This is a genomic window from Serratia sp. MYb239 (assembly GCF_002966855.1).
In the GTDB taxonomy this organism is placed as follows: Bacteria; Pseudomonadota; Gammaproteobacteria; order Enterobacterales; family Enterobacteriaceae; genus Serratia_B; species Serratia_B rhizosphaerae.
The window spans coordinates 1,559,578-1,586,072 of record NZ_CP023268.1 but is presented as its reverse complement, the minus strand read 5'-3'; the positions used below and the strand labels follow the sequence as shown (position 1 = coordinate 1,586,072).

25 protein-coding genes, 1 pseudogene and 1 other annotated feature are annotated in these 26,495 nt (G+C 59.3%); of the genes and pseudogenes, 18 read left to right on the top strand and 8 right to left on the bottom strand.

Features of this window, described 5'->3' with window-relative positions; translation table 11 throughout:
• Window positions 1-50: 50 nt before the first annotated feature.
• Complete coding sequence (locus CLM71_RS07565; RefSeq protein ID WP_105230465.1) at window positions 51-1,418, top strand: L-serine ammonia-lyase; 1,368 nt, start codon at window positions 51-53, stop codon at window positions 1,416-1,418.
• 46 nt (window positions 1,419-1,464) lie between these two features.
• On the opposite strand, the gene CLM71_RS07560 is transcribed toward CLM71_RS07565, so the two are convergent.
• Entirely contained in the window at window positions 1,465-2,670 is a 1,206-nt protein-coding gene (locus CLM71_RS07560; RefSeq protein WP_105230464.1) for a serine hydrolase, read from the bottom strand.
• Between the two features lie 444 nt (window positions 2,671-3,114).
• Between CLM71_RS07560 and CLM71_RS07555 the strand changes: the two genes are divergently transcribed.
• The 4 genes from CLM71_RS07555 (at window position 3,115) to CLM71_RS07540 (ending at window position 7,157) form a co-directional block, all read left to right on the top strand.
• Window positions 3,115-4,482, top strand: coding sequence for a cystathionine beta-synthase (locus tag CLM71_RS07555; protein ID WP_105230463.1), 1,368 nt, complete (start codon window positions 3,115-3,117; stop codon window positions 4,480-4,482).
• Window positions 4,483-4,496: 14 nt separating this feature from the next.
• Entirely contained in the window at window positions 4,497-5,642 is a 1,146-nt protein-coding gene (locus CLM71_RS07550) for a PLP-dependent aspartate aminotransferase family protein (protein ID WP_105230462.1), read from the top strand.
• A 158-nt stretch (window positions 5,643-5,800) separates the two neighbouring features.
• Window positions 5,801-6,457 (top strand): HAD family phosphatase, encoded by a 657-nt coding sequence (locus CLM71_RS07545; protein ID WP_105230461.1) that lies wholly within the window; start codon window positions 5,801-5,803, stop codon window positions 6,455-6,457.
• Between the two features lie 79 nt (window positions 6,458-6,536).
• Window positions 6,537-7,157 (top strand): glutathione S-transferase family protein, encoded by a 621-nt coding sequence (locus CLM71_RS07540; protein ID WP_105230460.1) that lies wholly within the window; start codon window positions 6,537-6,539, stop codon window positions 7,155-7,157.
• On the opposite strand, the gene CLM71_RS07535 is transcribed toward CLM71_RS07540, so the two are convergent.
• Complete coding sequence (locus CLM71_RS07535) at window positions 7,149-8,255, bottom strand: PQQ-dependent sugar dehydrogenase (protein ID WP_105230459.1); 1,107 nt, start codon at window positions 8,253-8,255, stop codon at window positions 7,149-7,151. The genes CLM71_RS07540 and CLM71_RS07535 overlap by 9 nt on opposite strands.
• Window positions 8,256-8,384: 129 nt before the next feature.
• On the opposite strand from CLM71_RS07535, the gene CLM71_RS07530 reads away from it, so the two are divergent.
• From CLM71_RS07530 to rimO, 3 genes and pseudogenes are all read left to right on the top strand, one after another.
• Window positions 8,385-8,804 (top strand): GNAT family N-acetyltransferase, encoded by a 420-nt coding sequence (locus CLM71_RS07530; RefSeq protein ID WP_105230458.1) that lies wholly within the window; start codon window positions 8,385-8,387, stop codon window positions 8,802-8,804.
• A 79-nt stretch (window positions 8,805-8,883) separates the two neighbouring features.
• Window positions 8,884-8,982 (top strand): annotated as a pseudogene (locus CLM71_RS07525) (magnesium transporter); the annotation flags it as partial.
• Between the two features lie 288 nt (window positions 8,983-9,270).
• Window positions 9,271-10,599, top strand: a complete 1,329-nt coding sequence (rimO, locus tag CLM71_RS07520; protein ID WP_105230457.1) for a 30S ribosomal protein S12 methylthiotransferase RimO — start codon at window positions 9,271-9,273, stop codon at window positions 10,597-10,599.
• A gap of 48 nt (window positions 10,600-10,647) precedes the next feature.
• Here the strand turns inward: rimO and CLM71_RS07515 are convergent, their stop codons facing one another.
• Both CLM71_RS07515 and speB read right to left on the bottom strand, forming a co-directional pair.
• Window positions 10,648-12,036 carry a sodium:solute symporter gene (locus tag CLM71_RS07515; RefSeq protein WP_105230456.1) on the bottom strand — a complete coding sequence of 463 codons (1,389 nt, stop codon included), beginning with the start codon at window positions 12,034-12,036 and terminating at the stop codon, window positions 10,648-10,650.
• A gap of 56 nt (window positions 12,037-12,092) precedes the next feature.
• On the bottom strand, window positions 12,093-13,025 hold the full coding sequence (speB, locus tag CLM71_RS07510; RefSeq protein WP_105230455.1) for an agmatinase: 933 nt from the start codon (window positions 13,023-13,025) through the stop codon (window positions 12,093-12,095).
• 238 nt (window positions 13,026-13,263) lie between these two features.
• Between speB and CLM71_RS07505 the strand changes: the two genes are divergently transcribed.
• A complete protein-coding gene (locus CLM71_RS07505; RefSeq protein ID WP_105230454.1) occupies window positions 13,264-14,163 on the top strand; it encodes a LysR family transcriptional regulator in 900 nt (299 codons plus the stop codon).
• On the opposite strand, the gene CLM71_RS07500 is transcribed toward CLM71_RS07505, so the two are convergent.
• Complete coding sequence (locus CLM71_RS07500; protein ID WP_105230453.1) at window positions 14,156-14,980, bottom strand: SDR family oxidoreductase; 825 nt, start codon at window positions 14,978-14,980, stop codon at window positions 14,156-14,158. The genes CLM71_RS07505 and CLM71_RS07500 overlap by 8 nt on opposite strands.
• A gap of 228 nt (window positions 14,981-15,208) precedes the next feature.
• Between CLM71_RS07500 and hisL the strand changes: the two genes are divergently transcribed.
• From hisL to hisIE, 9 genes are all read left to right on the top strand, one after another.
• Window positions 15,209-15,256 (top strand): his operon leader peptide, encoded by a 48-nt coding sequence (gene hisL, locus CLM71_RS07495; protein WP_101495319.1) that lies wholly within the window; start codon window positions 15,209-15,211, stop codon window positions 15,254-15,256.
• Window positions 15,232-15,358, top strand: a sequence feature (His leader region). Its footprint overlaps the gene before it by 25 nt.
• 69 nt (window positions 15,359-15,427) lie before the next feature.
• Window positions 15,428-16,327 (top strand): ATP phosphoribosyltransferase, encoded by a 900-nt coding sequence (gene hisG, locus CLM71_RS07490; RefSeq protein WP_105230452.1) that lies wholly within the window; start codon window positions 15,428-15,430, stop codon window positions 16,325-16,327.
• Between the two features lie 4 nt (window positions 16,328-16,331).
• On the top strand, window positions 16,332-17,639 hold the full coding sequence (gene hisD / locus CLM71_RS07485; protein ID WP_105230451.1) for a histidinol dehydrogenase: 1,308 nt from the start codon (window positions 16,332-16,334) through the stop codon (window positions 17,637-17,639).
• Window positions 17,636-18,724 (top strand): histidinol-phosphate transaminase, encoded by a 1,089-nt coding sequence (gene hisC, locus CLM71_RS07480; protein ID WP_105230450.1) that lies wholly within the window; start codon window positions 17,636-17,638, stop codon window positions 18,722-18,724. The genes hisD and hisC overlap by 4 nt, the downstream gene beginning before the upstream one ends.
• On the top strand, window positions 18,721-19,788 hold the full coding sequence (hisB, locus tag CLM71_RS07475) for a bifunctional histidinol-phosphatase/imidazoleglycerol-phosphate dehydratase HisB (RefSeq protein WP_105230449.1): 1,068 nt from the start codon (window positions 18,721-18,723) through the stop codon (window positions 19,786-19,788). Before hisC ends, hisB begins: the two co-directional genes overlap by 4 nt.
• Window positions 19,788-20,378, top strand: coding sequence for an imidazole glycerol phosphate synthase subunit HisH (hisH, locus tag CLM71_RS07470; RefSeq protein WP_105230448.1), 591 nt, complete (start codon window positions 19,788-19,790; stop codon window positions 20,376-20,378). Before hisB ends, hisH begins: the two co-directional genes overlap by 1 nt.
• Before the next feature lie 5 nt (window positions 20,379-20,383).
• Window positions 20,384-21,121, top strand: a complete 738-nt coding sequence (gene hisA, locus CLM71_RS07465; protein WP_105230447.1) for a 1-(5-phosphoribosyl)-5-[(5-phosphoribosylamino)methylideneamino]imidazole-4-carboxamide isomerase — start codon at window positions 20,384-20,386, stop codon at window positions 21,119-21,121.
• Window positions 21,103-21,879, top strand: a complete 777-nt coding sequence (gene hisF, locus CLM71_RS07460; RefSeq protein WP_105230446.1) for an imidazole glycerol phosphate synthase subunit HisF — start codon at window positions 21,103-21,105, stop codon at window positions 21,877-21,879. Before hisA ends, hisF begins: the two co-directional genes overlap by 19 nt.
• Entirely contained in the window at window positions 21,873-22,487 is a 615-nt protein-coding gene (gene hisIE / locus CLM71_RS07455) for a bifunctional phosphoribosyl-AMP cyclohydrolase/phosphoribosyl-ATP diphosphatase HisIE (protein WP_105230445.1), read from the top strand. The genes hisF and hisIE overlap by 7 nt, the downstream gene beginning before the upstream one ends.
• Before the next feature lie 98 nt (window positions 22,488-22,585).
• Here the strand turns inward: hisIE and gndA are convergent, their stop codons facing one another.
• From gndA to CLM71_RS07440, 3 genes are all read right to left on the bottom strand, one after another.
• A complete protein-coding gene (gndA, locus tag CLM71_RS07450) occupies window positions 22,586-23,992 on the bottom strand; it encodes an NADP-dependent phosphogluconate dehydrogenase (protein WP_105230444.1) in 1,407 nt (468 codons plus the stop codon).
• 199 nt (window positions 23,993-24,191) lie between these two features.
• The gene (locus CLM71_RS07445; protein WP_304573760.1) at window positions 24,192-25,325 is read right to left on the bottom strand and encodes a glycosyltransferase family 4 protein; all 1,134 of its coding nucleotides are present in this window, start codon (window positions 25,323-25,325) and stop codon (window positions 24,192-24,194) included.
• Window positions 25,318-26,463: a glycosyltransferase family 1 protein gene (locus tag CLM71_RS07440; protein WP_105230443.1), complete on the bottom strand. Its 1,146-nt coding sequence runs from the start codon at window positions 26,461-26,463 to the stop codon at window positions 25,318-25,320. The genes CLM71_RS07445 and CLM71_RS07440 overlap by 8 nt, the downstream gene beginning before the upstream one ends.
• Window positions 26,464-26,495 lie beyond the last annotated feature (32 nt).

The window sequence follows — 26,495 nt, the reverse complement described above, 5'->3', positions numbered from 1 at the left end:
TTCCCTTATTCTGTATTTACCGCCTGACACCTGAAGAAGGAGGCGAGACTATGGTCAGCGTTTTCGATATTTTCAAAATCGGTATCGGTCCATCCAGTTCCCACACCGTCGGCCCGATGAAAGCCGGCAAGCAGTTTATCGACGATCTTATCGCTCATCAGCAGCTGATGGACGCCACCCGTCTGGTGGTGGACGTTTACGGCTCGCTGTCCCTGACCGGTAAGGGGCACCACACCGATCTGGCGATTATCATGGGGCTGGCGGGCAATTTACCGCATGACGTCGATATCGACGCCATCCCCGGTTTTATCCGCCAGGTGGAACAAACCGGCCGCCTGGCGCTGGCGAACGGCTGCCACGAGGTGGATTTCCCGCTGGCGACCAGCATGAACTTCCACCGCGATAACCTGCCGCTGCATGAAAACGGCATGCGCATCCGCGCTTTCGACGGCGAGCGGCTGCTGCATGACAAAACCTACTATTCCATCGGCGGCGGTTTTATTGTCGATGAAGCGCATTTCGGCCAGGCCTCTGCCGAGGCGCTGCCGCTGCCCTATCCGTTCCGCTCCGCGCAGGATCTGCAGCAGCACTGTAAAGACACCGGCCTGTCGCTGTCTGGACTGGTAATGCAAAACGAGCTGGCGCTGCGCGACAGGGAAGAGATTGAGACCCACTTTGCCGCCATCTGGCAGGTGATGCGCACCGGTATCGAACGCGGGATGAATACTGAAGGTTTGCTGCCCGGCCCGATGAAAATACCACGCCGCGCCGCCGCCCTGCGCCGCATACTGGTGACCGGCGATAAGAACAACACCGACCCGATGAACGTGGTGGACTGGCTCAATATGTTCGCCTTTGCGGTCAACGAAGAGAACGCCGCCGGCGGGCGGGTGGTGACCGCCCCCACCAACGGCGCCTGCGGGATTATTCCTGCGGTGCTGGCCTATTACGATAAATTTATCCGGCCGGTTAATACCAATTCCTATAGCCGCTTCTTCCTCGTTGCCGGCGCGATCGGCGCGCTCTACAAAATGAACGCCTCAATTTCCGGCGCGGAAGTCGGCTGCCAGGGCGAGGTCGGCGTCGCCTGCTCGATGGCCGCCGCCGGGCTGGCGGAGCTGATGGGCGGCAGCCCGGCGCAGGTATGTATTGCGGCGGAGATCGCCATGGAACATCATCTGGGGCTGACCTGCGATCCGTTGGCCGGTCAGGTGCAGGTGCCCTGTATCGAACGCAACGCCATTTCCGCCGTGAAGGCGGTCAATGCCGCACGGATGGCGCTGCGCCGCACCAGCGAGCCGCGGGTGTGCCTGGATAAGGTGATTGAAACCATGTATGAAACCGGCAAGGACATGAACGCCAAGTACCGCGAAACCTCACAGGGCGGGCTGGCGATCAAGGTGGTGGCCTGTAATTGATCGCAAAGGGCGCATCATGCGCCCTTTTTTATTTCCCCGTTAGCGGTCAGCCGAAAATGCTGCCGAACCACTGGGTCACTTTCATCATTACCATATCCCAGATGCGGCTGAAGAAGTTGCCCTCTTTCACTTCCTCCATCACCACCAGCGGACGCTGATCGACGGTCTTACCGTCCAGTTGGAAATCAATGGTGCCCACAACCTGATTCTTCGCCAGCGGCGCTTCCAGCGTGGCGGAATTCAGCTTATAGCTGGCCTTCAGGTTTTTCATCTGCCCTTTAGGAATGGTGATCGCCGCGTCTTTCGCCACGCCCAGCGGCACTTCGCTCTGCTTGCCGTACCAGACGCGCTGGGTGATAAACGGTTTATCCGCCTTGATTGGCGTTACGGTTTCAAAGAAACGGAAGCCCCAGGTCAGCAGCTTCTCGCTCTCGCCGAAACGCACGCGGTCACTCGGCGCGCCCAGCACCACAGAAATCAACCGCATCGGCCCTTCGGCCGCCGAGGCCACCAGATTATGGCCGGCACCGCTGGTATAACCGGTTTTAATCCCGTCCACTTTCAGATTAGAGCTCCACAACAGGCGGTTGCGGTTCACCTGGCGGATTTTATTGAAGGTGAACTCTTTTTCTTTATGCAGCGCATACTCATCCGGCACATCGCGGATCAGCGCCTGGCTCAACAGCGCCATATCGCGGGCGGTGCTGTATTGCCCTTCCGCATCCAGTCCGTGCACCGTCAGGAAGTGGGTATTTTTCAGCCCGAGGTGTTTGACGTAGTTGTTCATCAGCCCGACAAACGCATCCTGGCTGCCGGCCACGTAATCCGCCAGCGCAATGCTGGCATCGTTGCCCGACTGGATCACGATACCTTTGTTCAGTTCCATCACCGGCACCTGATCGCCCGGTTTGATAAACATCAGGGAAGAGCCGCGCAGCGTCGGGTTGCCGGTCGCCCAGGCGTCTTTACCGACGGTGACCGAGTCGGTCGGCTTGATTTTGCCGGCCTTAATCGCCTGGCCGATAACATAGCTGGACATGATTTTGGTCAGGCTGGCCGGGTCGAGCCGGGTATCCGGGTTGCCTTCCGCCAGAATGGCGCCGCTGTTGTAATCCATCAGAATAAACGCCTTGGCGTCAACCTGCGGAGCCGCCGGCGGCGCGGCGGCCTGCACGGCCGGCGTTGCCAATAACAGGAAGCCGACGCCGAAGGTCAGCTTTTTCATCGGAGAAGCTAAATGTGTTTTCATCATGTCGTCGCCAGAGTGTCCATTCAATTTATTGAAATCGCGTTACCGTTCAAACTCGTTACATCAGCCAAATCAGCGAGAGGTCCCGGGCACCCGCGCCCTGCCGCGTGTTCCCTTGCTACGGGTTATCGCCCGGCCAAGGCTGTGCTAAGAGTTTATTAGATTCGTCTTATTTTTGCAGGGATTAGCATGAAATTTCAGCATTTTTACATAACTGTACGCTTTCGCGCGCAAATTGTCGAAAAAGCTATCCGGACGCTGTTTTTTCACCCCACTGACGGCTACACGGCCAAGCATCCAAACATCTTTATGCCTGAACGGCCAAAAATCGAATTAATATATTCTATAATGGCATATATAGCAGTTATTTGTTCTTTTAACCGGACAAACAGGCAGAGCTATCATCCAAATAACGGCGAGTAACGCACATTATTCTGGAGGGAAAACATGGCCATCGCACAATCGGCGCTCGCGACGATCGGTAATACGCCGATGCTGGAGTTGACGCACTTTGATACCGGCCCCTGCCGGTTGTTTATCAAACTGGAGAACCAAAACCCCGGTGGATCTATCAAAGATCGCGTCGCGCTGTCGATGATCGAACAGGCCGAAGGCGACGGGAAACTGCAGCCCGGCGGCACCATTATTGAAGCCACCGCCGGCAATACCGGATTGGGGCTGGCGCTGGTCGCCGCGCTGAAGGGCTACCGCCTGACGCTGGTGGTGCCGGATAAAATGAGCCGCGAGAAAATTTTCCACCTGCGTGCGCTGGGGGCCAACGTAGTGCTGACCCGTTCAGATGTCGGCAAAGGGCACCCGGCCTATTACCAGGATTACGCCCAGCGCCTGGCGGACGAAACGCCGGGCGCCTTATATATCGATCAGTTTAACAACCCGGCCAACCCGGCGGCGCACACCGCCACCACCGCGCCGGAACTGTGGCGGCAGATGGATCACGACGTTGATGCCATCGTGGTCGGCGTCGGTTCCGGCGGCACCCTGAGCGGGCTGAGCCGCTACTTTTCCGAGGTTTCCCCCACCACCCGTTTTGTGCTGGCGGATCCCGCCGGTTCCATTCTGGCGGACTATCTCGACAGCGGAAATGTGACGGAGGCAGGCAGTTGGCTGGTAGAAGGTATCGGCGAAGACTTTGTACCGCCGCTCAGCGACTTTCGCCAGGTGGCGGCCGCCTACCGCATCGACGATCGGGAAGCCTTCACCACCGCACGCCAGCTGCTGCAGAGCGAAGGCATACTGGCCGGCTCATCCACCGGCACCTTGCTGGCCGCCGCGCTGCGCTACTGCCGGGCGCAGACCGAGCCGCAGCGCGTGGCGACGTTCGTCTGCGACAGCGGCAATAAATACCTGTCCAAAATGTTCAACGACCGCTGGATGCAGGAGCAGGGGCTGCTGGCCACTTCCCAGTTTGGCGATCTGCGCGATCTGATCGCTTACCGCCACGATGAAAACGCCGCGGTAACCGCCGCGCCGGACGATACGCTGGCGGTGGTGCACGCCCGCATGCGTCTGTACGACATCTCTCAACTGCCGGTGTTGGACAACGATCGGCTGGTCGGCCTGATCGATGAGTGGGATCTGCTGCATACCCTGCAGGCCGACGCCGGCAACTTTCGCCTGCCGGCCAGACAGGCCATGACCCGTCAGGTGCAGACGCTGCAAAAAGACGCCGACCCGCAGGCGCTGCTGGCGACCTTCAATCACGGCCACGTGGCGGTCATTCTCGACGGCGAGCGCTTTCTCGGCCTTATCACCCGCACCGACGTTCTGAACGCCTGGCGCCAAAAACTCCGTTAATCAAGGACTCTGCTATGACCAAGTTTGCCACCCAGACCGTACATGCCGGCTATACGCCGGACGCCACCGGCGCGGTGATGCCGGCCATTTATGCCACCTCCACCTATGCCCAGCCGGCGCCGGGCGAACATACCGGCTATGAATATTCGCGCAGCGGCAACCCGACCCGCAGCGCGCTGGAAAATGCGATTGCCGAGCTGGAAAACGGCAGCCGCGGCTATGCCTTCGCCTCCGGGCTGGCCGCCTGCTCCACGGTGCTGGAACTGCTGGATCAAGGCAGCCATCTGGTGGCGGTCGACGACCTGTACGGCGGCACCTACCGCCTGCTGGAAAAAGTACGCAGCCGCACGGCCGGACTGCGCGTCACCTATGTCGCTCCGGGTGACACGACGGCGCTGGAGCAGGCGATCGAAGCCGACACCAAAATGATCTGGGTGGAGACCCCGACCAACCCGCTGCTGAAGCTGGCCGATCTGGCGGCCATCGCCGCGATCGCCAAGCGGCACCGTCTGATCAGCGTGGCGGACAACACCTTCGCCTCGCCGTATCTGCAGCGCCCGCTGGAGCTGGGGTTCGACGTGGTGGTGCACTCCGCCACCAAGTACCTGAACGGCCACTCCGATGTGGTGGCCGGCCTGGCGGTGGTCGGCGATAACCCGCAGCTGGCGGAGCAGCTCGGTTTTTTGCAAAACGCGGTGGGCGGTATCCTCGACCCGTTCAGCAGCTTCCTCACCCTGCGCGGCATCCGCACCCTGGCGCTGCGGATGGATCGCCACAGCGCCAGCGCGCTGCACATCGCCCAATGGCTGGAACAGCAGCCGCAGGTGGAAAACGTCTACTATCCGGGCTTAACCAGCCATCCGCAGCACGCTCTGGCCGGCCGGCAGATGCGCCAGTTTGGCGGCATGATTTCACTGCGGCTACGCGGCGATGATGACTACGCGCGACGGGTCATCCAGCGGCTGACCCTGTTTACGCTGGCGGAAAGCCTGGGCGGCGTGGAAAGCCTGATCGGCCAGCCCGCCAGCATGACGCACGCCTCCATTCCGCTGGAACAGCGGCTGAAGACCGGTATCACGCCGCAGCTTCTGCGCCTGTCGGTCGGCATTGAAGACGCCGAAGATCTGATTGCCGATCTGCAGCAGGCGCTGGCGGAATAAACTTTTTACTTTACCCTCCCCACGCTCCCCGGCCGCCCGGCCGGGGACGCCGGCCGTCATATCAGCGTCATCAATATTCCTTAAGCTCGGCGCAATTTTATCGTCAGCGGCGAATCCGCTATCCTTAAGCGCACTGCCACCCGACCGGAGAAAAACCGATGGACTTAGCCCTGTTCGACCTGGATGAAACCCTGATTAATGAAGACAGCGCCAGCCTGTGGATCCGCTGGCTGGTTTCCCAGGGGTTTGCGCCGGAAGAGCTGGCCACGCAGGAACAGCAACTGATGCAGCACTATTATCAGGGCAAACTGTCGATGGAGCAGTATATGCAGGCCACGCTGTCGCCGCTGGCCGGGCGCAGCGTCCAGACCGTCGCCGGCTGGGTGGCGCGCTACATCCGCCGTGATATTCTGCCACGCGTCTACCCCGCGGCGCATGAGCGTCTGCAGTGGCACCGCAGCCGCGGCGACCACATCCTGGTAATCTCTGCCACCGGCGAGCATTTGGTGGCCCCCATCGCCGAACAGCTGGGCGCCGACGGCGCGCTGGCGATCGGCGTTGAGGTGGACGACGGCCGCTTTACCGGCCGCACCTACGGCACCATGACCTATCAGCAGGGTAAAGTAATCCGCCTGGAGGCGTGGCTGGCGCAGCATCCGCAGCGGCATTTCGGGCAGCTGTACGCCTACAGCGACTCGCTGAACGACCGGCCGATGCTGGAGTATGCCGACCATGCGGCGGTGATTAACCCCGACGCCGAGTTGCAGACGCTGGCGCAGCAAAACGGCTGGGAAATCTGCCGCTGGACGCGCTGACGTAAACTCCGGGTGACAAATGCCAGATTGTGGCGTAGGAATAAAGCACGCAATCACACCGTCTATCTGGAGGCATAGCATGCTGACGATCTGGGGCCGAGAGAATTCCAACAACGTGCGCAAAGTGCGCTGGTGCGCCGCCGAGCTGGGGCTAAGCTACCAGCATATCAACGCCGGCGGCGCCTATGGCAAAGTCAATGAACAGCAGTACCGCGCGCTCAACCCGAACGGCCTGGTGCCGCTGCTGCAGGACGATGATTTTGTGCTGTGGGAGTCCAACACCATCGTGCGCTATCTGGCGGCGAAATACGGCGACGCGCCGTTTTACCCGCAGGATTTGCAACAGCGCGCGGCTGCGGAGAAATGGATGGACTGGAACACCGCCAGCGTGACCGAACCGTTCCGCACGGTATTTTGGGGATTGGTGCGCACCCTGCCGGAACAGCGCGATATGCTGAAGATTGAGGCGGCGATCGGCGCGCTGGAAAAGTGCTTTGATATCGTCGAACAGGAACTGGGGCAGCAGCCCTATCTCTCCGGCGAGGCGTTCGGCATCGGCGATATACCGCTCGGCAGCTTTATTTACGCCTGGTTCGAAATGCCGATCGAACGGCAAGAGCGCCCCAATATGGAGCGCTGGTACCAACAGCTCTGCGCCCGCCCGGCCTACCGCAGCGGCGTTATGACGCCGTTAACCTGACGGGCCTTCCCCTACGCGCAGCAGTTTGCCGTTGCTTTCATCGGTTAACAGATACAGATAACCGTCCGGCCCGCTGCGCACCTCACGGATCCGCTCGCCGCGATCCTCCAGCAGCCGCTCTTCCGCCACGATTTTATTGTCCACCAGCGTCAGTCGGATCAGCGCCTTCTGCGCCAGCGCGCCGATAAACAGCGAATGCTGCCAGCCGCCAAAGCGCGGGTTATCATAAAACGCCATGCCGCTGATGCCCGGCGACACCTGCCAGTAGTGCGCCGGCGCCTGCGTTCCCGCTGCATATTGCCCCTTGGCCTCCGGAATCGGCTGCCCGGAGTAGTTGATACCGTAGGTGGCGATCGGCCAGCCGTAATTTTTCCCCGGCTGCAGAATATTGATCTCATCGCCGCCGCGCGGGCCGTGTTCATGTTCCCACAGCGCGCCGTTCCACGGATTGATCGCCAGCCCCTGCGGGTTGCGGATACCGTACGCCCAAATCTCCGCCTTTTTACCCTGCTGGCCGGCAAACGGGTTGCCCGGTGCAGGCTTGCCCTCGGCGGTCAGCCGCACCACCTTGCCCTGCAGCTTGTCGAGATCCTGCGCCGTCGGCCGCTGGTTGTTTTCCCCCAGCGCGACAAACAGCATCCCTTGACGGTCAAATACCATCTTGCCGCCGAAATGGTTACCCACCGACAGCTTCGGCTGCTGGCGGAAGATGACGCGGAAACCCTCAAGCCGGCGCTTATCGTCGCTCAGCCGGCCGTAGCCCACCGCAGTGCCGGCTTTACCGTCGTCCCCGGCTTCGGCAAAGCTGAGATACACCCGCCGGCTGCTGGCAAAGTCCGGCGCCAGCACTACATCCAGCAGGCCGCCCTGTCCCTGCGCATAGACCTGCGGTACGCCGTCAATCGGCGCCGACAGCCCGTTGTCCTGTTGCCACAGGCGTAAACGGCCGGGCCGCTCGGTAATCAGCATCCCCTGTTGGGCGGGCAAAAACGCCAGCGACCACGGGTACTCCAGCCGCTCCTGCAGTTGGGTTACTTCCGGCGCGGCCTGCACGCCGCCGCTCAGCAGCAGGCCGGTCAGTAATGTCGTTCGGGTCATTCGAAACATGCATCCCCCTTATTTATCAGCGCCTTTTCAGTGTAGCCCAGCCTACCCGCGCTGCCGCCGGCTGACCGTTTATCTTTGGCTTTATCTGTGCTTAAGTTAAGAAAAGCACAAGGAGCAAGCATGAATATCACCGTAACAGAAACCATGAGTGACGAGACGCTGGACGCCGTGCGCCAGGGGCTGATGGCGTACAACCGGCCGTTTATCGATACCAGCCTGCGCAAGCCGCTCAGCGTTTACGCCAAAGACGATGACGGCCAGGTGGTAGCCGGCCTGACCGCCGTCACCTGGGGCAACTGGCTGAGTATCGACTGGCTGTGGGTGGCAGAAACTCAGCGCGGCAGCGGCCTGGGGCGCCAGGTGATGCTGGCGGCCGAACGGCAGGCGATAGCGCGCGGCTGCCGCTATGCCCGCGTGGATACCTTCAGCTTTCAGGCGCGGCCGTTTTACCAGAAGCTGGGCTATCAGGTGCAGATGACATTGGAAAACTATCCGCTGGAGCACCAGTGCTATTTTCTGACTAAAACGCTGATTGATTAACGGCGGGCAAATGGACAGCAAAACCAGGATGGTCAACAGCGTCGCCTATAGAGCGGGCAAGCGCTTAGGCGACGTCACCATCGACGATATGCGTGAAATGCTGACCAATGCCATGCACGTCAATCTGGCGCTGTTGACGGTAAAACAAAACGAGGTGGTGAAAGAGCTGGCCTGCTGGCTGTAAGCACCCTGAAAAATGAGGGCGTCAGGACGATGCCCCAGCATGTTGCGATGGGCGGCATCGGGTGTCTCCGGAACGGTCCTCACCGGCGGGGGATAATCCATTCTCCGCCATCAGGCGTTCGCCGGTTTATTAGGCTGTCACGGCCCTATGGATATTCGCTCAGCTAGGAATTTTCTCTAAGCCTGACGCCCACTTAGCCCACTGCAGATAGAACTGGAGCTTTATTTTTAACCTGGTGTAAAATCCCGCAACCTAACCATAATAACGATTTATTTTTGACCTATGAGCAATGTAGCAAGCAAGCCGCCTAAAGTTGGATTTCTTTCGTTAGGTTGCCCAAAAAACCTGGTGGATTCGGAACGCATCCTCACTGAACTGCGTAACGAAGGCTATCAGGTGGTGCCGCGTTACGATGACGCCGAGCTGGTGATCGTCAATACCTGCGGCTTTATCGACAGCGCGGTGCAAGAATCGCTGGAAGCCATCGGCGAAGCACTGCATGAGAACGGCAAGGTGATCGTCACCGGCTGCCTCGGCGCCAAAGAAGACCAAATCCGCGAAGTGCATCCCAAGGTGTTGGAAATTACCGGGCCGCACAGCTACGAGCAGATTTTGTCGCACGTTCATCACTATGTGCCGAAGCCGCCGCATAACCCGTTCACCAGCCTGATACCGGCGCAGGGCGTCAAACTGACGCCGAAGCACTACGCCTACCTGAAAATCTCCGAAGGCTGCAACCACCGCTGCACCTTCTGCATTATTCCGTCGATGCGCGGCGATCTCGACAGCCGTCCTATCGGCTCGGTGCTGGATGAAGCCAAACGCCTGGTGGAGTCCGGCGTCAAAGAGCTGCTGGTGATCTCCCAGGACACCTCGGCCTACGGCGCGGACGTCAAACAGCGCACCGGCTTCTGGAACGGCCAGCCGGTCAAAACCAGCATGGTCAGCCTGTGCGAACAGCTGGCCGGCCTCGGCGTCTGGGTGCGTCTGCACTATGTCTACCCGTACCCGCACGTGGACGAGGTGATCCCGCTGATGGCCGCCGGCAAGATTTTGCCGTATCTGGATATCCCCCTGCAGCACGCCAGCCCGAAAATCCTCAGGCTGATGAAGCGTCCGGGCGCGGTCGAACGCACGCTGGAGCGCATCAAGCGCTGGCGTGAGATCTGCCCGGAACTGACGCTGCGCTCCACCTTTATCGTCGGCTTCCCGGGGGAAACCGAAGAGGATTTCCAGCTGCTGCTCGACTTCCTGCAGCAGGCCAGGCTGGACCGCGTCGGCTGCTTCAAGTACAGCCCGGTGGAAGGCGCCGCAGCCAACGAACTGGCGGACCCGGTGCCGGAAGAGGTCAAAGAGGCGCGCTACCACCGCTTTATGCAGCTGCAGCAGCAGATCTCGGCGCAGCGCCTGCAGGAAAAAGTGGGCCGCGAACTGCTGGTGCTGATCGATGAGGTCGACGCGGAAGGTGCGATTGGCCGCAGTATGGCCGATGCGCCGGAGATCGACGGCGCGGTGTACCTGAACGGCGAAACCGACGTGAACGTGGGCGATATCGTCAAGGTGAAAATCGACCACGCCGACGACTATGATCTGTGGGGCAGCCGCGTCTGACCTTAACGATACGGGGCGGCATCATCCAACGCCGCCCCGCTCCGTCGCTTACTTGGACAAAATCGCCTGCCCCGCCGCCGTCTGCGGCCGCGTCGCCAGACTGCCGATCACAAACGCCAACGCGCCGGCGATCAGGCCGCCGTAAATCGGGCTGTTCGCCTGTATGCCCTGATAACACATAAAGCCAATCGCCGTCAGGCTGCCCGCCAACATGCTGGCTATCGCGCCGGCGCTGGTGGCCCGCGGCCAGAAAATCGCCCCCACCAACGGTACCAGCATGCCGCCCACCAACAGGTTATAGGCCAGCGTCAGCGCCGCCAGCACATCGTGCACCAACAGCGCCAGCCCCAGCATCAGTACGCCCATCAGCAAGGTGATCCAGCGCCCGCTGCGCAGGCCGGCCGCCGGACGCCGCCGAATCACCGGCAAGACGTCCTCCAGCGTAATGGTGGCGGACGCCAGCAGGCAGGCGCTGGCGGTGGACATCAGCGCCGCCAACGCGGCGGCGGCCACCAGCCCGCTGACCCCGGCCGGCAGTACCGCCTGCGTAATGGCGGCAAAAGCGCCGTCGGCATTCTCCAGCGACGGCAGCACGATTTTTCCCGCCATGCCGATCAATGCGCCGCACACGCCGTACAGCACGCAGTAAATGCCAGCCCCCAGGCCGGCGTAGCGCGCCACCGTCGGACTGCGGGCGGTAAAGACCCGCTGCCAGATATCCTGCCCGATTAAAATGCCGAAGAAATAGATCATAAAGAACAGGATGATGGTATCGCCGCCGATCGACGACAGCTGGTAATAGCTGTCCGGCAGGCGCTGGCTGAACGCCTGCCAGCCGCCGGCTTTACCGATGCTCATCGGCAGCAGCACCAGCATCATGCCGACGGTCATAATGATAAACTGAATAATATCGGTCAGCGTCAGCGACCACATGCCGCCCAGCGTGGAATACAGTACCACCACGCCGCCGCCCAGCAGAATCGCCGTCACCAGCGACAGGCCGAACATCACCTGCATTACACTGCCGATGGCAATCGCCGAGGTGACCGCCACCATCAGATCGTAGGCCAGCATAATCACCGCGCTGGTCACCCGCGCTGCCGGGTGATAACGCCGGGCGAACACCTGGCTAACGGTATACACCTTCAGCTGCAGCAACGGTTTGGCCAGTAGGGTGCTCAGCACCACGATGCCCGCCCCCAGCGATGCGCACAGCCAAACGCCGGAAATGCCGTAGCTGTAACCCAGCTTGACGCTGCCGATGGTGGACGCGCCGCCCAGTACCACCGCAGACAGCGTGCCGAGATACAGCCCCGGCCCCAGATTGCGCCCGGCAACCAGATAATCCTCTTTGGTGGCGGCTTTGCGTATGCCCAGCCAGCCCACCGCGCCGATAACCAGAAAATAGATGGCGATGGTCAACAGATCGAGATTCATAGACCCCTCGTCTTATCAGGATAGATATGAGTTTTCCGCCCGTAACGGCTGCCGGCTCACTGCCCCGGCAGCACGCACAGCATCTCGTACAGCAAATTCGCCGCCAGCAGCGCGGTATTGCCGGAACTGTCATACGGCGGAGAAACCTCGACCAGATCGCCGCCCACCAGCGAAAGCCCGCGGCAGCCACGCACAATTTCCAGCCCTTGCCAGACCGACAGCCCGCCCACTTCCGGCGTGCCGGTGCCCGGCGCAAATGCCGGATCCAGGCCGTCGATATCAAAGCTGAGATACACCGCGCCGTCGCCCATTTGCTCACGCACTTCCGCCATCAGCCCCTCCAGCGAGCGGTGCCAGCACTGCTGCGCCTGCACCACGCGGAACCCCTGACGGCTCGACCAGTCGAAGTCATCGGCCGCGTAACCGCTGCCGCGCAGGCCAATCTGCACCACCCGGCGCGCGTCCAGCAGCCCCTCTTCATGGGCGCGGCGAAACGTCGTGCCGTGCGCCAGCTGTTCGCCGAACATGCTGTCGTTGGTATCGGCATGCGCATCCACATGAATCAGCCCCACCGGCCCGTGCCGGCGCGCCATCGCGCGCAGGATCGGCAGCGTCAGCGTATGGTCGCCGCCCAGCGTCAACGGAATGCAGCCATGCTGTATGATGGCGTCGTAGGCCTGTTCGATGCGCCGCACGCTGTCCGCCAGGTTATACGGATTGGTGGCCACATCGCCCAGGTCGGCCACCTGCAGCCGCTCGAACGGCGCCGCGCCGGTGCCCATGTTGTACGGGCGCATCATCACCGACTCCTGGCGAATCTGCCGCGGCCCGTAACGCGTGCCGCTGCGGTTCGAGGTGCCGATATCCAGCGGCACGCCGACAAACGCCGCATCCAGTCCCTGCGCGCTCTCGGCGGCCGGCAGGCGCATCATGGTCGGGGTGCCGGCAAAGCGCGGCATCTCATTGCCGCCCTGGGGTTGGTTGAACATAGTTTCTCCTCACATTAGCGCTGTAATTGCAACATTTAAGTAACATTCACACGCTAACCGGCGTATCGGCGAGTTACCATCCTCAGATACCAATGTAAGCATTGATAAAATCGATGCTTTATAACGTCTTATTGCTTTTCATTTCCGTTATATGACATAAGAAGACGCTTGGGGCGGGGTTTTCAGCACTGATGAGGATGTTATTTGATGGTTAAACGCGGTGGCGAGCGGAGGGGCGATGCTGACCAATCTTAGCGATATCGATCTCAAACTGTTGCGGGTATTTGTCGCGGTGGCGCAGGCGCAGGGCGTCAGCGCCGCGCAGGAACCGTTGCAGATGAATCAGTCGACCATCAGCACCCACCTCTCCACGCTGGAAACCCGCCTTGGCTTTCGCCTGTGCCAGCGCGGGCGTTCGGGGTTTATGCTCACTCCCAAGGGAGAACGTATTCTGATCGCCTGCCGGACGCTGTTCAGCGCCGCCCGTGATTTCACCCGCGTCAGCCAGTCGCTGAACGGCCTGCTGACCGGCGATCTGCAGATCGGGCTGGTCGATAACCTGGCGTCGCTGCCCGGCAGCCCCTTCAGCCAGGCGCTCAAACAGTTTTTGCAGCGCCGGCAGGACGTGCAGCTGCACTGCCGCATCTGCTCGCCGGGCGAAATTGAACAGGGATTATTGAACCGCCAGCTGGATCTGGGCATCGGCTATTTCGGCCAGCAGTTGGCGGCGTTGAGCTACCGCCCCTGGCTGGCGGAAACGCAGGCGGTTTACTGCAGCAGCGATCATCCGTTATTTACCCAGCCCAACCCCGGCCGGGAACAAATCGAGAATGCACGCTGGATACAGCGCGGCTATCTGCTGGCGCAGCAGCTGTGCCCGCTGGCGCCCGCCGATCTCGGCGCCGTCGCCTTCCATATGGAGAGCGTGGTGCATCTGATCCTCAGCGGCGAATATGTCGGCTACCTGCCCACGCACTACGCCGCACGCTGGGTGGAACGGGGCGAGCTGCGCCAGCTTGGCGGCCCGCCGCTGAGCTATCAGGCGACGCTCAGCCTGGCGACCCGCCCGCAGCCGACGGAGGATGCCCTGACGGCGCTGCTGGAGGATCTGCAGCGCCAAGGCGGCACGCTTAGCTGACCGGCATCCGCGCCGGATCCGGGTGCTGATAAACAAACCCCAGTTCCCGGCAAATCCGGCTGCCGTCCACCAGCCGCGCCGGCTGATCCGCTTCTGCCGCGAACTGCGGCGGCGTAAGCTGCAATTGCGCCGCCAACTGAGGATAAAACTCGCGTTTCTGCGGGTGGCGCGGCGCGCACAGGTTATAAATATGCCCGCCCTGCGGCAACGTCAGCAGCAGCTGAATAGCGGCAATCACATCATCCTGATGCACCAGGTTGACCCCCTGCGAACCGCCTTTCACTTCTACCTTACCGGCCAGAAAACGGCCCGGATGGCGTTCTGCGCCCACCAGCCCGGCCAGGCGTAGAATGTCCACCGAAGTATTGGGCAACTCATGCAGCCAGCGCTCCAGCTCCGCCAGCACGCGGCCAGAAGGGCTTATCGGATTGACGGGCGAATCCTCACTCAGCATGCCGGCGGCGTCGCCGTACACCGAGGTTGAGCTGGTGAAAATAATCCGCGATACGCCGTAGGCCATCGCGCTGTCCACCAGCATGCGCACCGCGTTGAAGTAGTTTTCACTGCCTTCAACGGTGCGGCGCGCCGGCAGCGTGATCACCAGCGCATCGACCTGCAGCAGCGCATCCAGGTCGTCCGGCTCGCATTCCAACTCCGGCGTCAGCGCCAGCAAATAGCATTCAATACCGCTCATACGCGCGGCTTCCACGCCGTCCGGGGTGGTTTTACTGCCCACCACCTCAAACCCGCGGCTTATCAATGACAGTGCCAACGGCATGCCCAGCCAGCCAAGGCCAACAATGGCGACTTTTTTCATCTCTTCCTCTCCTGAAGATTACGGCGCACTTCGGTTATCAAGGCTACGCCAGTCGCGGCAGCGTGGCAATCAGCGCCCTGTCGGGTTAGGTCAACCGGCGTATAGCTAATAACTGAACCTGTTTCAATAAATTAAATTTATGACCGTAAAAAAGAGTTGCGCTCTCCATAACCTATAGTTTAGGTTAATTAGCAATTCAGTTATTCATGACCTAAAACGAGATTACACATGACGCGCATTCAGTTCAGCCACCATCATCACCATCATCCTGACTAGTCTTTCAGGCGATGAGTGCTGGGAGACGGTTTTTAAATCTTCCAGCGGCGCGCAGATTGTAAGAGAGAGCCCTCGGAAGATTTCTTCCGAGGGTTTTTTTTTGCCCCCGGACAGACAGAAAAGTATTTTTTACAATAAATTCATAAAATTACAGATTAAACAGAGGTTACCATGCTGGACAAAACACGCTTACGAATCGCCATGCAGAAGTCGGGCCGCCTGAGCGACGAGTCGCAGGAGCTGCTGGCGCGCTGCGGGATTAAAATCAACCTGCAGCAGCAACGCCTGATCGCCTTCGCGGAAAACATGCCGATCGATATTCTGCGGGTGCGTGATGACGATATTCCCGGCCTGGTGATGGACGGCGTGGTTGACCTCGGCATCATCGGCGAAAACGTACTGGAAGAAGAGCTGCTGACCCGCCGCGCACAGGGCGAAGACCCACGTTATACCACCCTGCGCCGTCTGGATTTCGGCGGTTGCCGCCTGTCGCTGGCCGCTCCGCTCGATACCGACTACACCGGCCCGCAAAGCCTGCAAGACGCCCGCATCGCCACCTCTTACCCGCACCTGCTGAAACAGTACCTCGACAAACAGGGCGTACGCTTTAAATCCTGCCTGCTGAACGGTTCGGTGGAAGTCGCGCCGCGCGCCGGCCTGGCGGATGCCATCTGCGATCTGGTGTCAACCGGCGCCACGCTGGAAGCCAACGGCCTGCGCGAAGTCGAAGTCATCTACCGCTCCAAGGCCTGCCTGATTCAGCGCGACGGCGACATGCCGGCCGCCAAGCAGCAGTTGATCGACCGCCTGATGACCCGTATTCAGGGGGTGATCCAGGCGCGGGAATCCAAATACATCATGCTGCACGCGCCAAGCGAACGTCTGGAAGAGATCGTTGCGCTGCTGCCGGGCGCCGAGCGCCCGACCATTCTGCCGCTGGCCGGCGCGCAGAACCGCGTGGCGATGCACATGGTCAGCAGCGAGACCCTGTTCTGGGAAACCATGGAGAAGCTGAAGGCGCTCGGCGCCAGCTCGATTCTGGTGCTGCCAATCGAAAAGATGATGGAGTAACGCCATGGCTGACTTCAATACCCCCATCAACTGGGCCGACTGCAGCGCCGAACAGCGCGATGCCCTGCTGATGCGTCCGGCAATTTCCGCCTCGGACAGTATCAGCGCCACGGTGCGCGGCATCCTCGACAATGTAAAAAGCAACGGCGACCGCGCCCTGCGCGAGTACAGCGCCAAGTTTGACAGCGTCGAGGTCGACGCCCTGCGCGTCACGCCGCAGCAGATTGCCGCGGCCGCCGCCCGGTTAGATGATGATATCAAGCAGGCGATGGCCGTCGCCGTCGGCAACGTGACCACCTTCCACAATGCGCAGCAACTGCCGCCGGTTGATGTTGAAACCCAGCCGGGCGTGCGCTGCCAGCAGGTGACGCGGCCGATTGATTCGGTCGGCCTCTATATCCCCGGCGGCTCCGCGCCGCTGTTTTCTACCGTGCTGATGCTGGCGACCCCGGCGCGCATCGCCGGCTGCCGCCGCGTGGTGCTGTGCTCGCCGCCGCCGATCGCCGATGAGATTCTGTATGCGGCGCAGCTGTGCGGCGTGCAGGAAGTGTTTCAGGTCGGCGGCGCGCAGGCGATTGCCGCCATGGCGTTCGGCACCGAGTCCGTACCGCAGGTCGATAAAATCTTCGGGCCGGGCAACGCCTTCGTCACCGAAGCCAAACGCCAGGTCAGCCAGCGTCTCGACGGCGCGGCGATCGATATGCCGGCCGGCCCGTCAGAAGTGCTGGTGATCGCCGACGGCGGCGCCACGCCGGCGTTCGTCGCCTCCGATCTGCTGTCGCAGGCGGAGCACGGCCCGGATTCGCAGGTGATTCTGCTGACGCCGGACGCCGCGATGGCGCGGGCGGTGGCGGAAGCGGTAGAACAGCAGCTGGCGGCGCTGCCGCGTGCGGAAACCGCCCGTCAGGCGCTGGCCGCCAGCCGTCTGATTGTGGCGCGCGATCTGGCCGAATGCGTCAGCATCAGCAACCGCTACGGCCCGGAGCACCTGATCATTCAGACGCGCAACGCGCGCGATCTGGTCGACAGCATTACCAGCGCCGGCTCGGTGTTTCTCGGCGACTGGTCGCCGGAATCCGCTGGCGATTACGCCTCCGGCACCAACCACGTGCTGCCGACCTACGGTTACACCGCCACCTGCTCCAGCCTGGGGCTGGCGGATTTCCAAAAGCGCATGACGGTGCAGGAACTGACGCCGCAGGGCTTTATGAATCTGGCCGCCACCATTGAGCGGCTGGCCGCCGCCGAACAGCTGATCGCCCACAAAAACGCCGTGACCCTGCGCGTCGCCGCGCTGAAGGAGCAAGCATGAGCATTGAAAATCTGGCGCGCCAGAACGTGCGCGATCTGACGCCCTACCAGTCGGCGCGCCGTCTCGGCGGCAGCGGCGACGTGTGGCTCAACGCCAATGAGTATCCGCTGGCGCCCGACTTTCAGCCGGCAGCCGCAAACCTGAACCGCTACCCGGAGTGTCAGCCGGCGCAGGTGATCGCCCGCTATGCCGAGTATGCCGACGTCAGCCCGGATCAGGTGCTGGTCAGCCGCGGCGCGGATGAGAGTATCGAACTGCTGATTCGCGCCTTCTGCGAACCGGGGAAAGACGCCGTTTTATATTGCCCGCCGACCTACGGCATGTACGGCGTCAGCGCCGAAACCTTTGGCGTCGAGCACCGCACCGTGCAAACCACGGCAGCGTGGCAGCTCGATCTGCCGGCGATTGCCGCCAACCTCGACGGCGTCAAACTGATTTATGTCTGCAGCCCGAACAACCCGACCGGCAACCTGCTGGACCCGGATTCGCTGCGTGCGCTGCTGGAGATGGCCAAAGGCAAAGCCATTGTGGCGGTTGACGAAGCCTATATCGAGTTTTGCCCGCAGGCCAGCGTAGCCGGCTGGCTCAGTGATTATCCGCACCTGGCGATCCTGCGTACCCTGTCCAAAGCCTTTGCGCTGGCCGGACTGCGCTGCGGCTTTACGCTGGCGAACCCGGATCTGATTGCTCTGCTGCTGAAGGTGATCGCCCCCTACCCGCTCTCCAGCCCGGTGGCGGATATCGCCGCCCAGGCGCTCAGCGCCGAAGGCCTGCGCCTGATGCGTCAGCGCGTCGGCGAGATTGCCGGCAACCGTCTGTGGCTACAGCAAGCGCTGGAAGCGTGCGACTGCGTCGAACAGGTCTTCACCAGCGACAGCAATTATTTGCTGGTACGCTTCACCGCCGCCAGCAATGTGTTTAAAACCTTGTGGGATCAGGGCATTATCTTACGAGACCAAAACAAACAGCCTGGGCTGTCCGGCTGCCTGCGCATCACCATAGGCACCCAAGATGAATGCCAGCGCGTGATTGACGCGCTGCGCCCGCTGCCCGGAACCACCACGACTCGCCAGGAGCCACTGTGAGCCAGAAATATCTGTTTATTGACCGCGACGGCACGCTGATCGCCGAACCCCCTGAAGATTTCCAGGTCGATCGCCTGGATAAGCTGGCGCTGGAGCCGGCGGTGATCCCTTCCCTGCTGGCGCTGCAGGCGGCAGGTTATACCCTGGTGATGATCACCAATCAGGACGGGCTCGGCACCGCCAGCTTCCCGCAGGAAACGTTCGATCCGCCGCACAACCTGATGATGCAGCTCCTGAGCTCGCAAGGGATTCGCTTTGAAGAGGTGCTGATCTGCCCGCATCTGCCGGCGGACAACTGCGAGTGCCGCAAGCCAAAGACCGCGCTGGTGGAACGTTACCTGCAGCCGGGCGTGGTCGATAGCGAACACAGCTATGTGATCGGCGACCGCCAGACCGATATCCAGCTGGCGGAAAATATGGGCATTCAGGGTCTTTTGTACCAGCGCGGCGCTCTGGACTGGCCGGCGATTACCCGCCAACTGACCCAGCGCGATCGCCATGCGCACGTTAACCGCGCCACCAAGGAAACGCAGATCGAAGTGGATGTCTGGCTGGATCGCGAAGGCGACAGCAAGATCAAGACCGGCGTCGGTTTCTTCGATCATATGCTGGATCAGATCGCCACCCACGGCGGCTTCCGCATGAACATTCAGGTCAACGGCGATCTGTATATCGACGATCACCACACGGTGGAAGATACCGCACTGGCGCTGGGTGAAGCGCTGCACAAGGCGCTGGGCGACAAGCGCGGCATCGCTCGTTTCGGCTTTATGCTGCCGATGGACGAGTGCCTGGCGCGCTGCGCCATGGATATCTCCGGCCGGCCGCACCTGGAATATAAGGCCGAGTTCAACTATCAGCGCGTCGGCGATTTAAGCACCGAGATGATCGAACACTTTTTCCGTTCGCTCTCCTACACCATGGGCTGCACGCTGCACCTGAAAACCAAAGGCAAAAACGATCACCACCGGGCTGAAAGCCTGTTTAAAGCCTTTGGCCGCACCCTGCGCCAGGCGATTCGCGTGGACGGCAATACGCTGCCCAGCTCGAAAGGAGTGCTGTGATGAACGTGGTCATTCTGGATACCGGCTGCGCCAACCTCTCTTCGGTCAACTATGCGGTCAGGCGGCTGGGTTACCAGCCTGAAGTCAGTCGCGACCCGGAGATCGTGCTGCGCGCCGACAAGCTGTTTCTGCCCGGCGTCGGCACCGCCAAAGCCGCGATGGAGCAGCTGGCGCAGCGCGAACTGATTGAACTTATCAAAGCCTGTACCCAACCGGTGCTGGGTATCTGCCTCGGCATGCAGCTGCTGGCGGACAGCAGCGAAGAAAACGGCGGCGTCAACACGCTGGGAGTGATCGACACGCAGGTGAAACAGATGCACGCCGGCGGCCTGCCGTTGCCGCATATGGGCTGGAACCAGGTTTCCGCCCGGGCCGGCAGCCACCTGTTCCGCGGCATCGATGACGACGCCTATTTTTACTTCGTCCACAGCTATGCGATGCCAATATGCCCAAACACAATTGCTCAGGCGAACTACGGCGCACCCTTCACCGCCGCCGTGCAAAAAGACAACTTCTTCGGCGTGCAGTTTCACCCAGAACGTTCTGGAGCCGCCGGCGCGCAGTTAATGAAAAACTTTCTGGAGATGTAGGCAGCATGATTATCCCCGCATTGGATTTGATCGACGGCAAGGTGGTACGCCTGCATCAGGGCGATTACGGCCAGCAGCGCGACTACGGCAGCGATCCGTTGCCGCGCCTGCAGGATTATCAGCAACAGGGCGCGCAGGTGCTGCACCTGGTGGATCTCACCGGAGCGAAAGATCCGAGCGCCCGTCAGCTGCCGCTGCTGCGTCAGCTGCTGGACGGCGTAACGGTGCCGGTACAGGTCGGCGGCGGCATCCGCAGTGAACAGGACGTGGCATCCCTGCTGGAAGCCGGCGCCAGCCGCGTGGTGATTGGCTCCACCGCCGTGAAACAGCCGGCGCTGGTGCAAAGCTGGTTTGAACGTTACGGCGCGGATGCGCTGGTACTGGCGCTGGATGTGCGTATCGACGCCGCCGGCAGCAAGCAGGTGGCAATCAGCGGCTGGCAGGAAAACTCTGACGCCACGCTGGAGCAGGTGGTCGAGCAGTTTCTGCCCTACGGCCTGAAACACGTGCTGTGCACCGATATTTCACGCGACGGCACCCTCGCCGGCTCCAACGTGGCGCTGTATCAGGAAATCAGCCGTCGCTACCCGCAGGTGGCCTTCCAGGCTTCCGGCGGCATCGGCGGGCTGGATGATATCGCGGCGTTGCGCGACAGCGGCGTGGAAGGTGTTATCGTCGGCCGGGCGCTGCTGGAAGGTAAATTTAGCGTTGAGGAGGCCATCGCATGCTGGCAAAACGGATAATTCCCTGTCTGGATGTGAAAGACGGGCAAGTGGTGAAAGGCGTGCAGTTCCGCAACCACGAGATCATCGGCGATATCGTGCCGCTGGCGCAGCGCTATGCCGCAGAAGGCGCAGACGAACTGGTGTTCTATGATATTACCGCCTCCAGCGACGGCCGCGTGGTGGATAAAAGCTGGGTGTCGCGCGTGGCGGAAGTGATCGATATCCCCTTCTGCGTCGCCGGCGGCATTAAAAGTGCCGATGACGCCAGCCAGATCCTGTCGTTCGGCGCCGACAAGATCTCCATCAACTCGCCGGCGCTGGCGGATCCGAGCCTGATCGGCCGGCTGGCCGATCGCTTTGGCGTGCAGTGCATCGTCGTTGGCATCGACACCTGGTATGACGAAAACAGCGGTAAGTACCACGTCAACCAATATACCGGCGATGAAAGCCGTACCCGCGTCACCCAGTGGGAGACGCTGGACTGGGTGCAGGAAGTGCAAAAGCTGGGTGCCGGGGAAATCGTGCTCAACATGATGAACCAGGATGGCGTTCGCAACGGCTACGATCTGGAACAGCTGCGCCGCGTACGTGAAGTGTGCAATGTGCCGCTGATCGCCTCCGGCGGCGCCGGCACCATGGCCCACTTCCTGGAGGCCTTCCGCGACGCCAACGTCGACGGCGCGCTGGCGGCATCGGTGTTCCATAAACAAATCATCAATATCGGCGAACTGAAACGGTTCCTGGCCGATAACGGCGTGGAGATTCGCGTGTGTTAACCGAACAACAGAAAGCCCGGCTGGACTGGGAAAAAACCGATAACCTGATGCCGGTCATCGTACAGCACGCCGTTTCCGGCGAGGTGCTGATGCTGGGCTATATGAACCGGGAAGCGCTGGCAGCCACCGAAGCCAGCGGCAAGGTGACCTTTTACTCCCGCACCAAACAGCGCCTGTGGACCAAGGGCGAAAGCTCCGGGCATTTCCTCAACGTGGTCAGCATCACGCCGGACTGCGATAACGATACGCTGCTGATTCTGGCGCAGCCTATCGGCCCGACCTGCCATCTGGGCAACAGCAGCTGCTTCCACCCGGCGGCCAGCGACTGGACCTTCCTGTATCAGCTGGAACAGCTGCTGGCGGCGCGCAAGGATGCCGACCCGCAAAGCTCGTATACTGCCAGTCTGTACGCCAGCGGCACCAAGCGCATCGCGCAGAAAGTGGGCGAAGAAGGCGTGGAAACCGCGCTGGCGGCGACGGTGAATGACCGCGAAGAGCTGACCAACGAGGCCTCGGATCTGATTTATCACCTGCTGGTGCTGCTGCAGGACCAACAGTTGGATCTGAGCACGGTGATCGGCCGGCTGCGCGAGCGTCACGCAAAATAAGCGCGCAAAAGTCCAGATAAAGAAAAAGCCGCAGAGGATTAAACCGCTGCGGCTTTTTTATCAGCCGGGGCACGAGGCCCCGGCAGCAAAAGTGACGATTATTCCATCCACTCGGTGTGGAACACGCCTTCTTTGTCGATACGTTTGTAGGTATGCGCACCGAAGTAATCGCGCTGAGCCTGGATCAGGTTAGCCGGCAGCACCGCAGAACGGTAGCTGTCGTAGTACGCGATAGCCGCGGAGAAGGTCGGCGTAGGGATGCCATTCTGTACCGCATAAGAAACCACGTCACGCAGCGCCTGCTGATAGTCGTCGGCAATCTGCTTGAAGTACGGCGCCAGCAGCAGGTTGGCGATATCGGCATTTTCCGCGTAAGCATCGGTGATTTTCTGCAGGAACTGGGCGCGGATGATGCAGCCGGCACGGAAGATCTTGGCGATTTCGCCGTAGTTCAGATCCCAGTTGTTCTCTTTGGAAGCCGCTTTCAGCTGAGAGAAGCCCTGTGCATAGGAAACGATTTTGCCCAGGTACAGTGCGCGACGTACTTTCTCGATAAACTCGGCTTTATCACCGCTAAAGGCCGCAACCTGCGGGCCGGTCAGCACTTTAGAGGCGGCAACGCGCTGCTCTTTCAGTGAGGACAGGTAACGCGCGAAGACGGATTCGGTGATCAGCGACAGCGGTTCACCCAGATCCAGCGAGCTCTGGCTGGTCCACTTACCGGTGCCTTTGTTTGCCGCTTCATCCAGGATCACATCAACCAGGTATTTACCTTCTTCATCTTTTTTAGTGAAGATGTCTTTGGTGATGTCGATCAGGTAGCTGTTCAGCTCACCTTTGTTCCACTCGGCAAAGGTATCCGCCAGCTCTTCGTTGCTCAGGTTCAGCGCCTGCTTCAGCAGCGAGTAGGCTTCGGCAATCAGCTGCATATCACCGTATTCGATGCCGTTGTGCACCATTTTCACATAGTGACCGGCACCGTCTGCGCCAATGTAGGTCACGCAAGGCTCGCCTTCGGCGACGGCAGCGATCTTCTCAAGGATTGGCGCAACCAGCTCGTAAGCTTCTTTCTGGCCGCCAGGCATGATGGAAGGCCCTTTCAGCGCGCCCTCTTCACCACCGGAAACGCCGGTGCCGATAAAGTTGAAGCCCTGGTCAGACAGCTCGCGGTTACGACGAATGGTGTCCTGATAGTAGGTGTTGCCGCCGTCGATCAGGATGTCACCTTTATCCAGGTGCGGAGTCAGGGAAGCAATGGTCTTATCGGTCGCTTCGCCCGCTTTTACCATCAGCAAAATGCGGCGCGGTTTTTCCAGCGATTCAACAAACTCTTCAACGCTGTAGTAAGGCGCCAGGTTTTTGCCTGGGTTCTCAGCAATCACTTCGTCAGTCTTATCGCCTGAACGGTTGAAGATGGAAACGGTGTAGCCACGGCTCTCGATGTTCAGTGCCAGATTGCGGCCCATTACCGCCATGCCGACAACGCCGATTTGTTGCTTGGACATTTAGTAACTCCTGTCTGAAGATAACCCTGCTAACAGCTCTCGGCTAACAGGTTTTGTGATGTGGCCCACATGTTAACTCAGGTTTGCGGGTGGTGGGTAGTGATTGGTGCGATAGGTTACGTAACAAAACACGATAGCTAGCAACCTATTGGGTAAATCAAGCGTGCGTAACATCATTCAGGATGACAGCTCGGAATCCTTACGCAAGCTCATCGTCAGATTCGGACAGAAGCCGTGTATAAATTTCCGCATATGCACCAACCATTTGTCGCGATGTGAACTTGGCTTCGTAACGTTCATACGCCTTATTGCCAAACTCCTCTGCCAGCTTCGGTTCGGACCATAGTTTATCCATAGCTTTACGTAATGCAGAAGGATTCGACGGCGGAATAACCAACCCGGTCTGATTATCAATGTTGATAAACGTTGTTCCGGTACCTATTTCACTAGAAATCATTGGCTTACGGTACATGGCACCTTCCAGCAACGAAATCCCAAAGGCCTCAGAACGCAGATGAGATGGAAAAACAATGCCATAACTCAGCATCAATAACGCTGTTTTATCCTCATCTGGCAAAGCGCCAAGGAAATGAACATTCTTCAATCCCAATTGTTGGGCCTGCTCACGCAGTTCATTTTCAATGGGCCCGGCACCAACGATCACTATCGGATAAGGCGCGCCAGTCGCCGCCTCAAGCAGAATATGCAACCCTTTGTAATAGCGTAAGGTACCGATAAACAGGAAGAAGGGCTGGCCGATTTTTTGTTGCCACTTATCCAACCGACTCTGTTCCGGAATAGGATAGGTCGCCTTATCCAAACCGATAGGAATAACAGTGACTTTATCTTTAAAGATATCCAACACATCGCTGGTAGCCACATAGTTCGGCGACGTTGCCACAATACAATCTACTTTTTTCAAAAAAAGATGCATCAGTGGTTTATAAATATGCAACAGTTTTTTCTGTCGGATAATATCAGAGTGATAACTGACAACCGTCGGCTTTTTTACCCCAGAGAGAAAATGAACAATATCCATATAAGGCCATGGGAAATGATAGTGGATAATATCAACCTGTTCACTTAACTCTCGAAACTTTTTTATTACCCGGAAAGAAAACGGATTGGAGGCGATCGAGAAATCCTGTCTTATTTTATGCGCCACATGCCGAGAAATAACTTCACAGCTATCTTTATCCGACGGTGTTACAGACAGCACTTCTGTCGACACGCCTTTTTCAACCCCACCTTCAGCAAGCTGGTATATCACCTGCTCAATACCACCGAAAGAATCCGGATAATAAGTCTTATAAAAATGAAGTACTTTAATCATTATCGGCCAATTTTTGGTAAACGTCTAACGTTTGGCGAGTACAACTTTGCCAGGAAAAGCTTGCTGCATGCGTTAATCCTTTTGCAACCGCATCTTTACGCCATGGCTCATCAGTCAATCCTTGTGTAATGAGCAGTGTTAACATATCCACATCTTCGGGAACATGCGTCATCGCAGCGTCTCCTGCGACCTCTGGTAATGAAGAACTGTTAGAACAGATAACGGGCGTCCCCGAACTCATTGCTTCCAACACCGGCAGCCCGAAACCTTCGTAGTGTGAAGGGAAAACAAACAGATTGGCGGCAGCATATAACAGCGGTAATTCTTCCGCTGCAGCAAAGCCTAAGTATTTCAGCCAACCTTCCCGTTCTCCTCGTTCGATCTCCTGCATAATGTCATCATTACGCCATCCTTTATAGCCGGATAGAACCAACGGGTAGGATTTACGCAACTGCACGGGTAACTGTCTATAGGCACGAATCAAAGAAATAATATTCTTTCGTGGCTCAATGGTCCCGACAAATAAGGTAAAACCTTTATAGTTTAAACCAAATTTTTGCAAAACGCCGGAGACCTGTTCATTCGTCCGTGGATAAAAATCGGGAGAACTGGCCAGGTGAACCGTATGAATTTTCTCAAGCGGGTAATCAAAGTAATCGTGAATTTCATTACGAATATAATTTGATACCGTTATAAGACCATTCGCTCGAGACAAAGCGCTCAGCATCTCTTTCTTGGTAAAGCGGTTTCTTTTAGGATCAAAGCAATGCGCCCATTTAAATGGCGACAAATCATGGAATGTCGCAACCGAAGGGCCAGAAAATGGGGGAAGAAAGAAATTGGGGCCATGGAAAAGACAGCGTTCAGAACCGCGCAATGCCTTTTTCTTCAGCAACGGCATAAGAAGCCGATAGGCCTCGATCGCCAGAGAGTTACTCTGTACAATTTTTTTTAACCGGTGTGAGCCATCAGAGGTGTTTTTCGCCGTAGGGATCTCGGACAAAAACTGTGTGCCGGAAAAAAAATGAAGCTCCTCAATTTCGGAGCTACTTTGCAAGCCTTTTGCCAGTTCATAAGTATACCGGCCAATGCCTGTCAGCGGGAATTTGATCGGCTCAACAGAAAGAATTATTTTCATCTAAAATCATATTCCATGGAATATTTATGCCT

Bases quoted from the DNA above. Each gene is read 5' to 3' on its own strand.
- CLM71_RS07565 (WP_105230465.1), top strand. From the start codon at position 51: ATGGTCAGCGTTTTCGATATTTTCAAAATCGGTATCGGTCCATCCAGT.
- CLM71_RS07560 (WP_105230464.1), bottom strand. From the start codon at position 2,670: ATGATGAAAACACATTTAGCTTCTCCGATGAAAAAGCTGACCTTCGGC.
- CLM71_RS07555 (WP_105230463.1), top strand. From the start codon at position 3,115: ATGGCCATCGCACAATCGGCGCTCGCGACGATCGGTAATACGCCGATG.
- CLM71_RS07550 (WP_105230462.1), top strand. From the start codon at position 4,497: ATGACCAAGTTTGCCACCCAGACCGTACATGCCGGCTATACGCCGGAC.
- CLM71_RS07545 (WP_105230461.1), top strand. From the start codon at position 5,801: ATGGACTTAGCCCTGTTCGACCTGGATGAAACCCTGATTAATGAAGAC.
- CLM71_RS07540 (WP_105230460.1), top strand. From the start codon at position 6,537: ATGCTGACGATCTGGGGCCGAGAGAATTCCAACAACGTGCGCAAAGTG.
- CLM71_RS07535 (WP_105230459.1), bottom strand. From the start codon at position 8,255: ATGACCCGAACGACATTACTGACCGGCCTGCTGCTGAGCGGCGGCGTG.
- CLM71_RS07530 (WP_105230458.1), top strand. From the start codon at position 8,385: ATGAATATCACCGTAACAGAAACCATGAGTGACGAGACGCTGGACGCC.
- rimO (WP_105230457.1), top strand. From the start codon at position 9,271: ATGAGCAATGTAGCAAGCAAGCCGCCTAAAGTTGGATTTCTTTCGTTA.
- CLM71_RS07515 (WP_105230456.1), bottom strand. From the start codon at position 12,036: ATGAATCTCGATCTGTTGACCATCGCCATCTATTTTCTGGTTATCGGC.
- speB (WP_105230455.1), bottom strand. From the start codon at position 13,025: ATGTTCAACCAACCCCAGGGCGGCAATGAGATGCCGCGCTTTGCCGGC.
- CLM71_RS07505 (WP_105230454.1), top strand. From the start codon at position 13,264: ATGCTGACCAATCTTAGCGATATCGATCTCAAACTGTTGCGGGTATTT.
- CLM71_RS07500 (WP_105230453.1), bottom strand. From the start codon at position 14,980: ATGAAAAAAGTCGCCATTGTTGGCCTTGGCTGGCTGGGCATGCCGTTG.
- hisG (WP_105230452.1), top strand. From the start codon at position 15,428: ATGCTGGACAAAACACGCTTACGAATCGCCATGCAGAAGTCGGGCCGC.
- hisD (WP_105230451.1), top strand. From the start codon at position 16,332: ATGGCTGACTTCAATACCCCCATCAACTGGGCCGACTGCAGCGCCGAA.
- hisC (WP_105230450.1), top strand. From the start codon at position 17,636: ATGAGCATTGAAAATCTGGCGCGCCAGAACGTGCGCGATCTGACGCCC.
- hisH (WP_105230448.1), top strand. From the start codon at position 19,788: ATGAACGTGGTCATTCTGGATACCGGCTGCGCCAACCTCTCTTCGGTC.
- hisA (WP_105230447.1), top strand. From the start codon at position 20,384: ATGATTATCCCCGCATTGGATTTGATCGACGGCAAGGTGGTACGCCTG.
- hisF (WP_105230446.1), top strand. From the start codon at position 21,103: ATGCTGGCAAAACGGATAATTCCCTGTCTGGATGTGAAAGACGGGCAA.
- gndA (WP_105230444.1), bottom strand. From the start codon at position 23,992: ATGTCCAAGCAACAAATCGGCGTTGTCGGCATGGCGGTAATGGGCCGC.
- CLM71_RS07445 (WP_304573760.1), bottom strand. From the start codon at position 25,325: ATGATTAAAGTACTTCATTTTTATAAGACTTATTATCCGGATTCTTTC.
- CLM71_RS07440 (WP_105230443.1), bottom strand. From the start codon at position 26,463: ATGAAAATAATTCTTTCTGTTGAGCCGATCAAATTCCCGCTGACAGGC.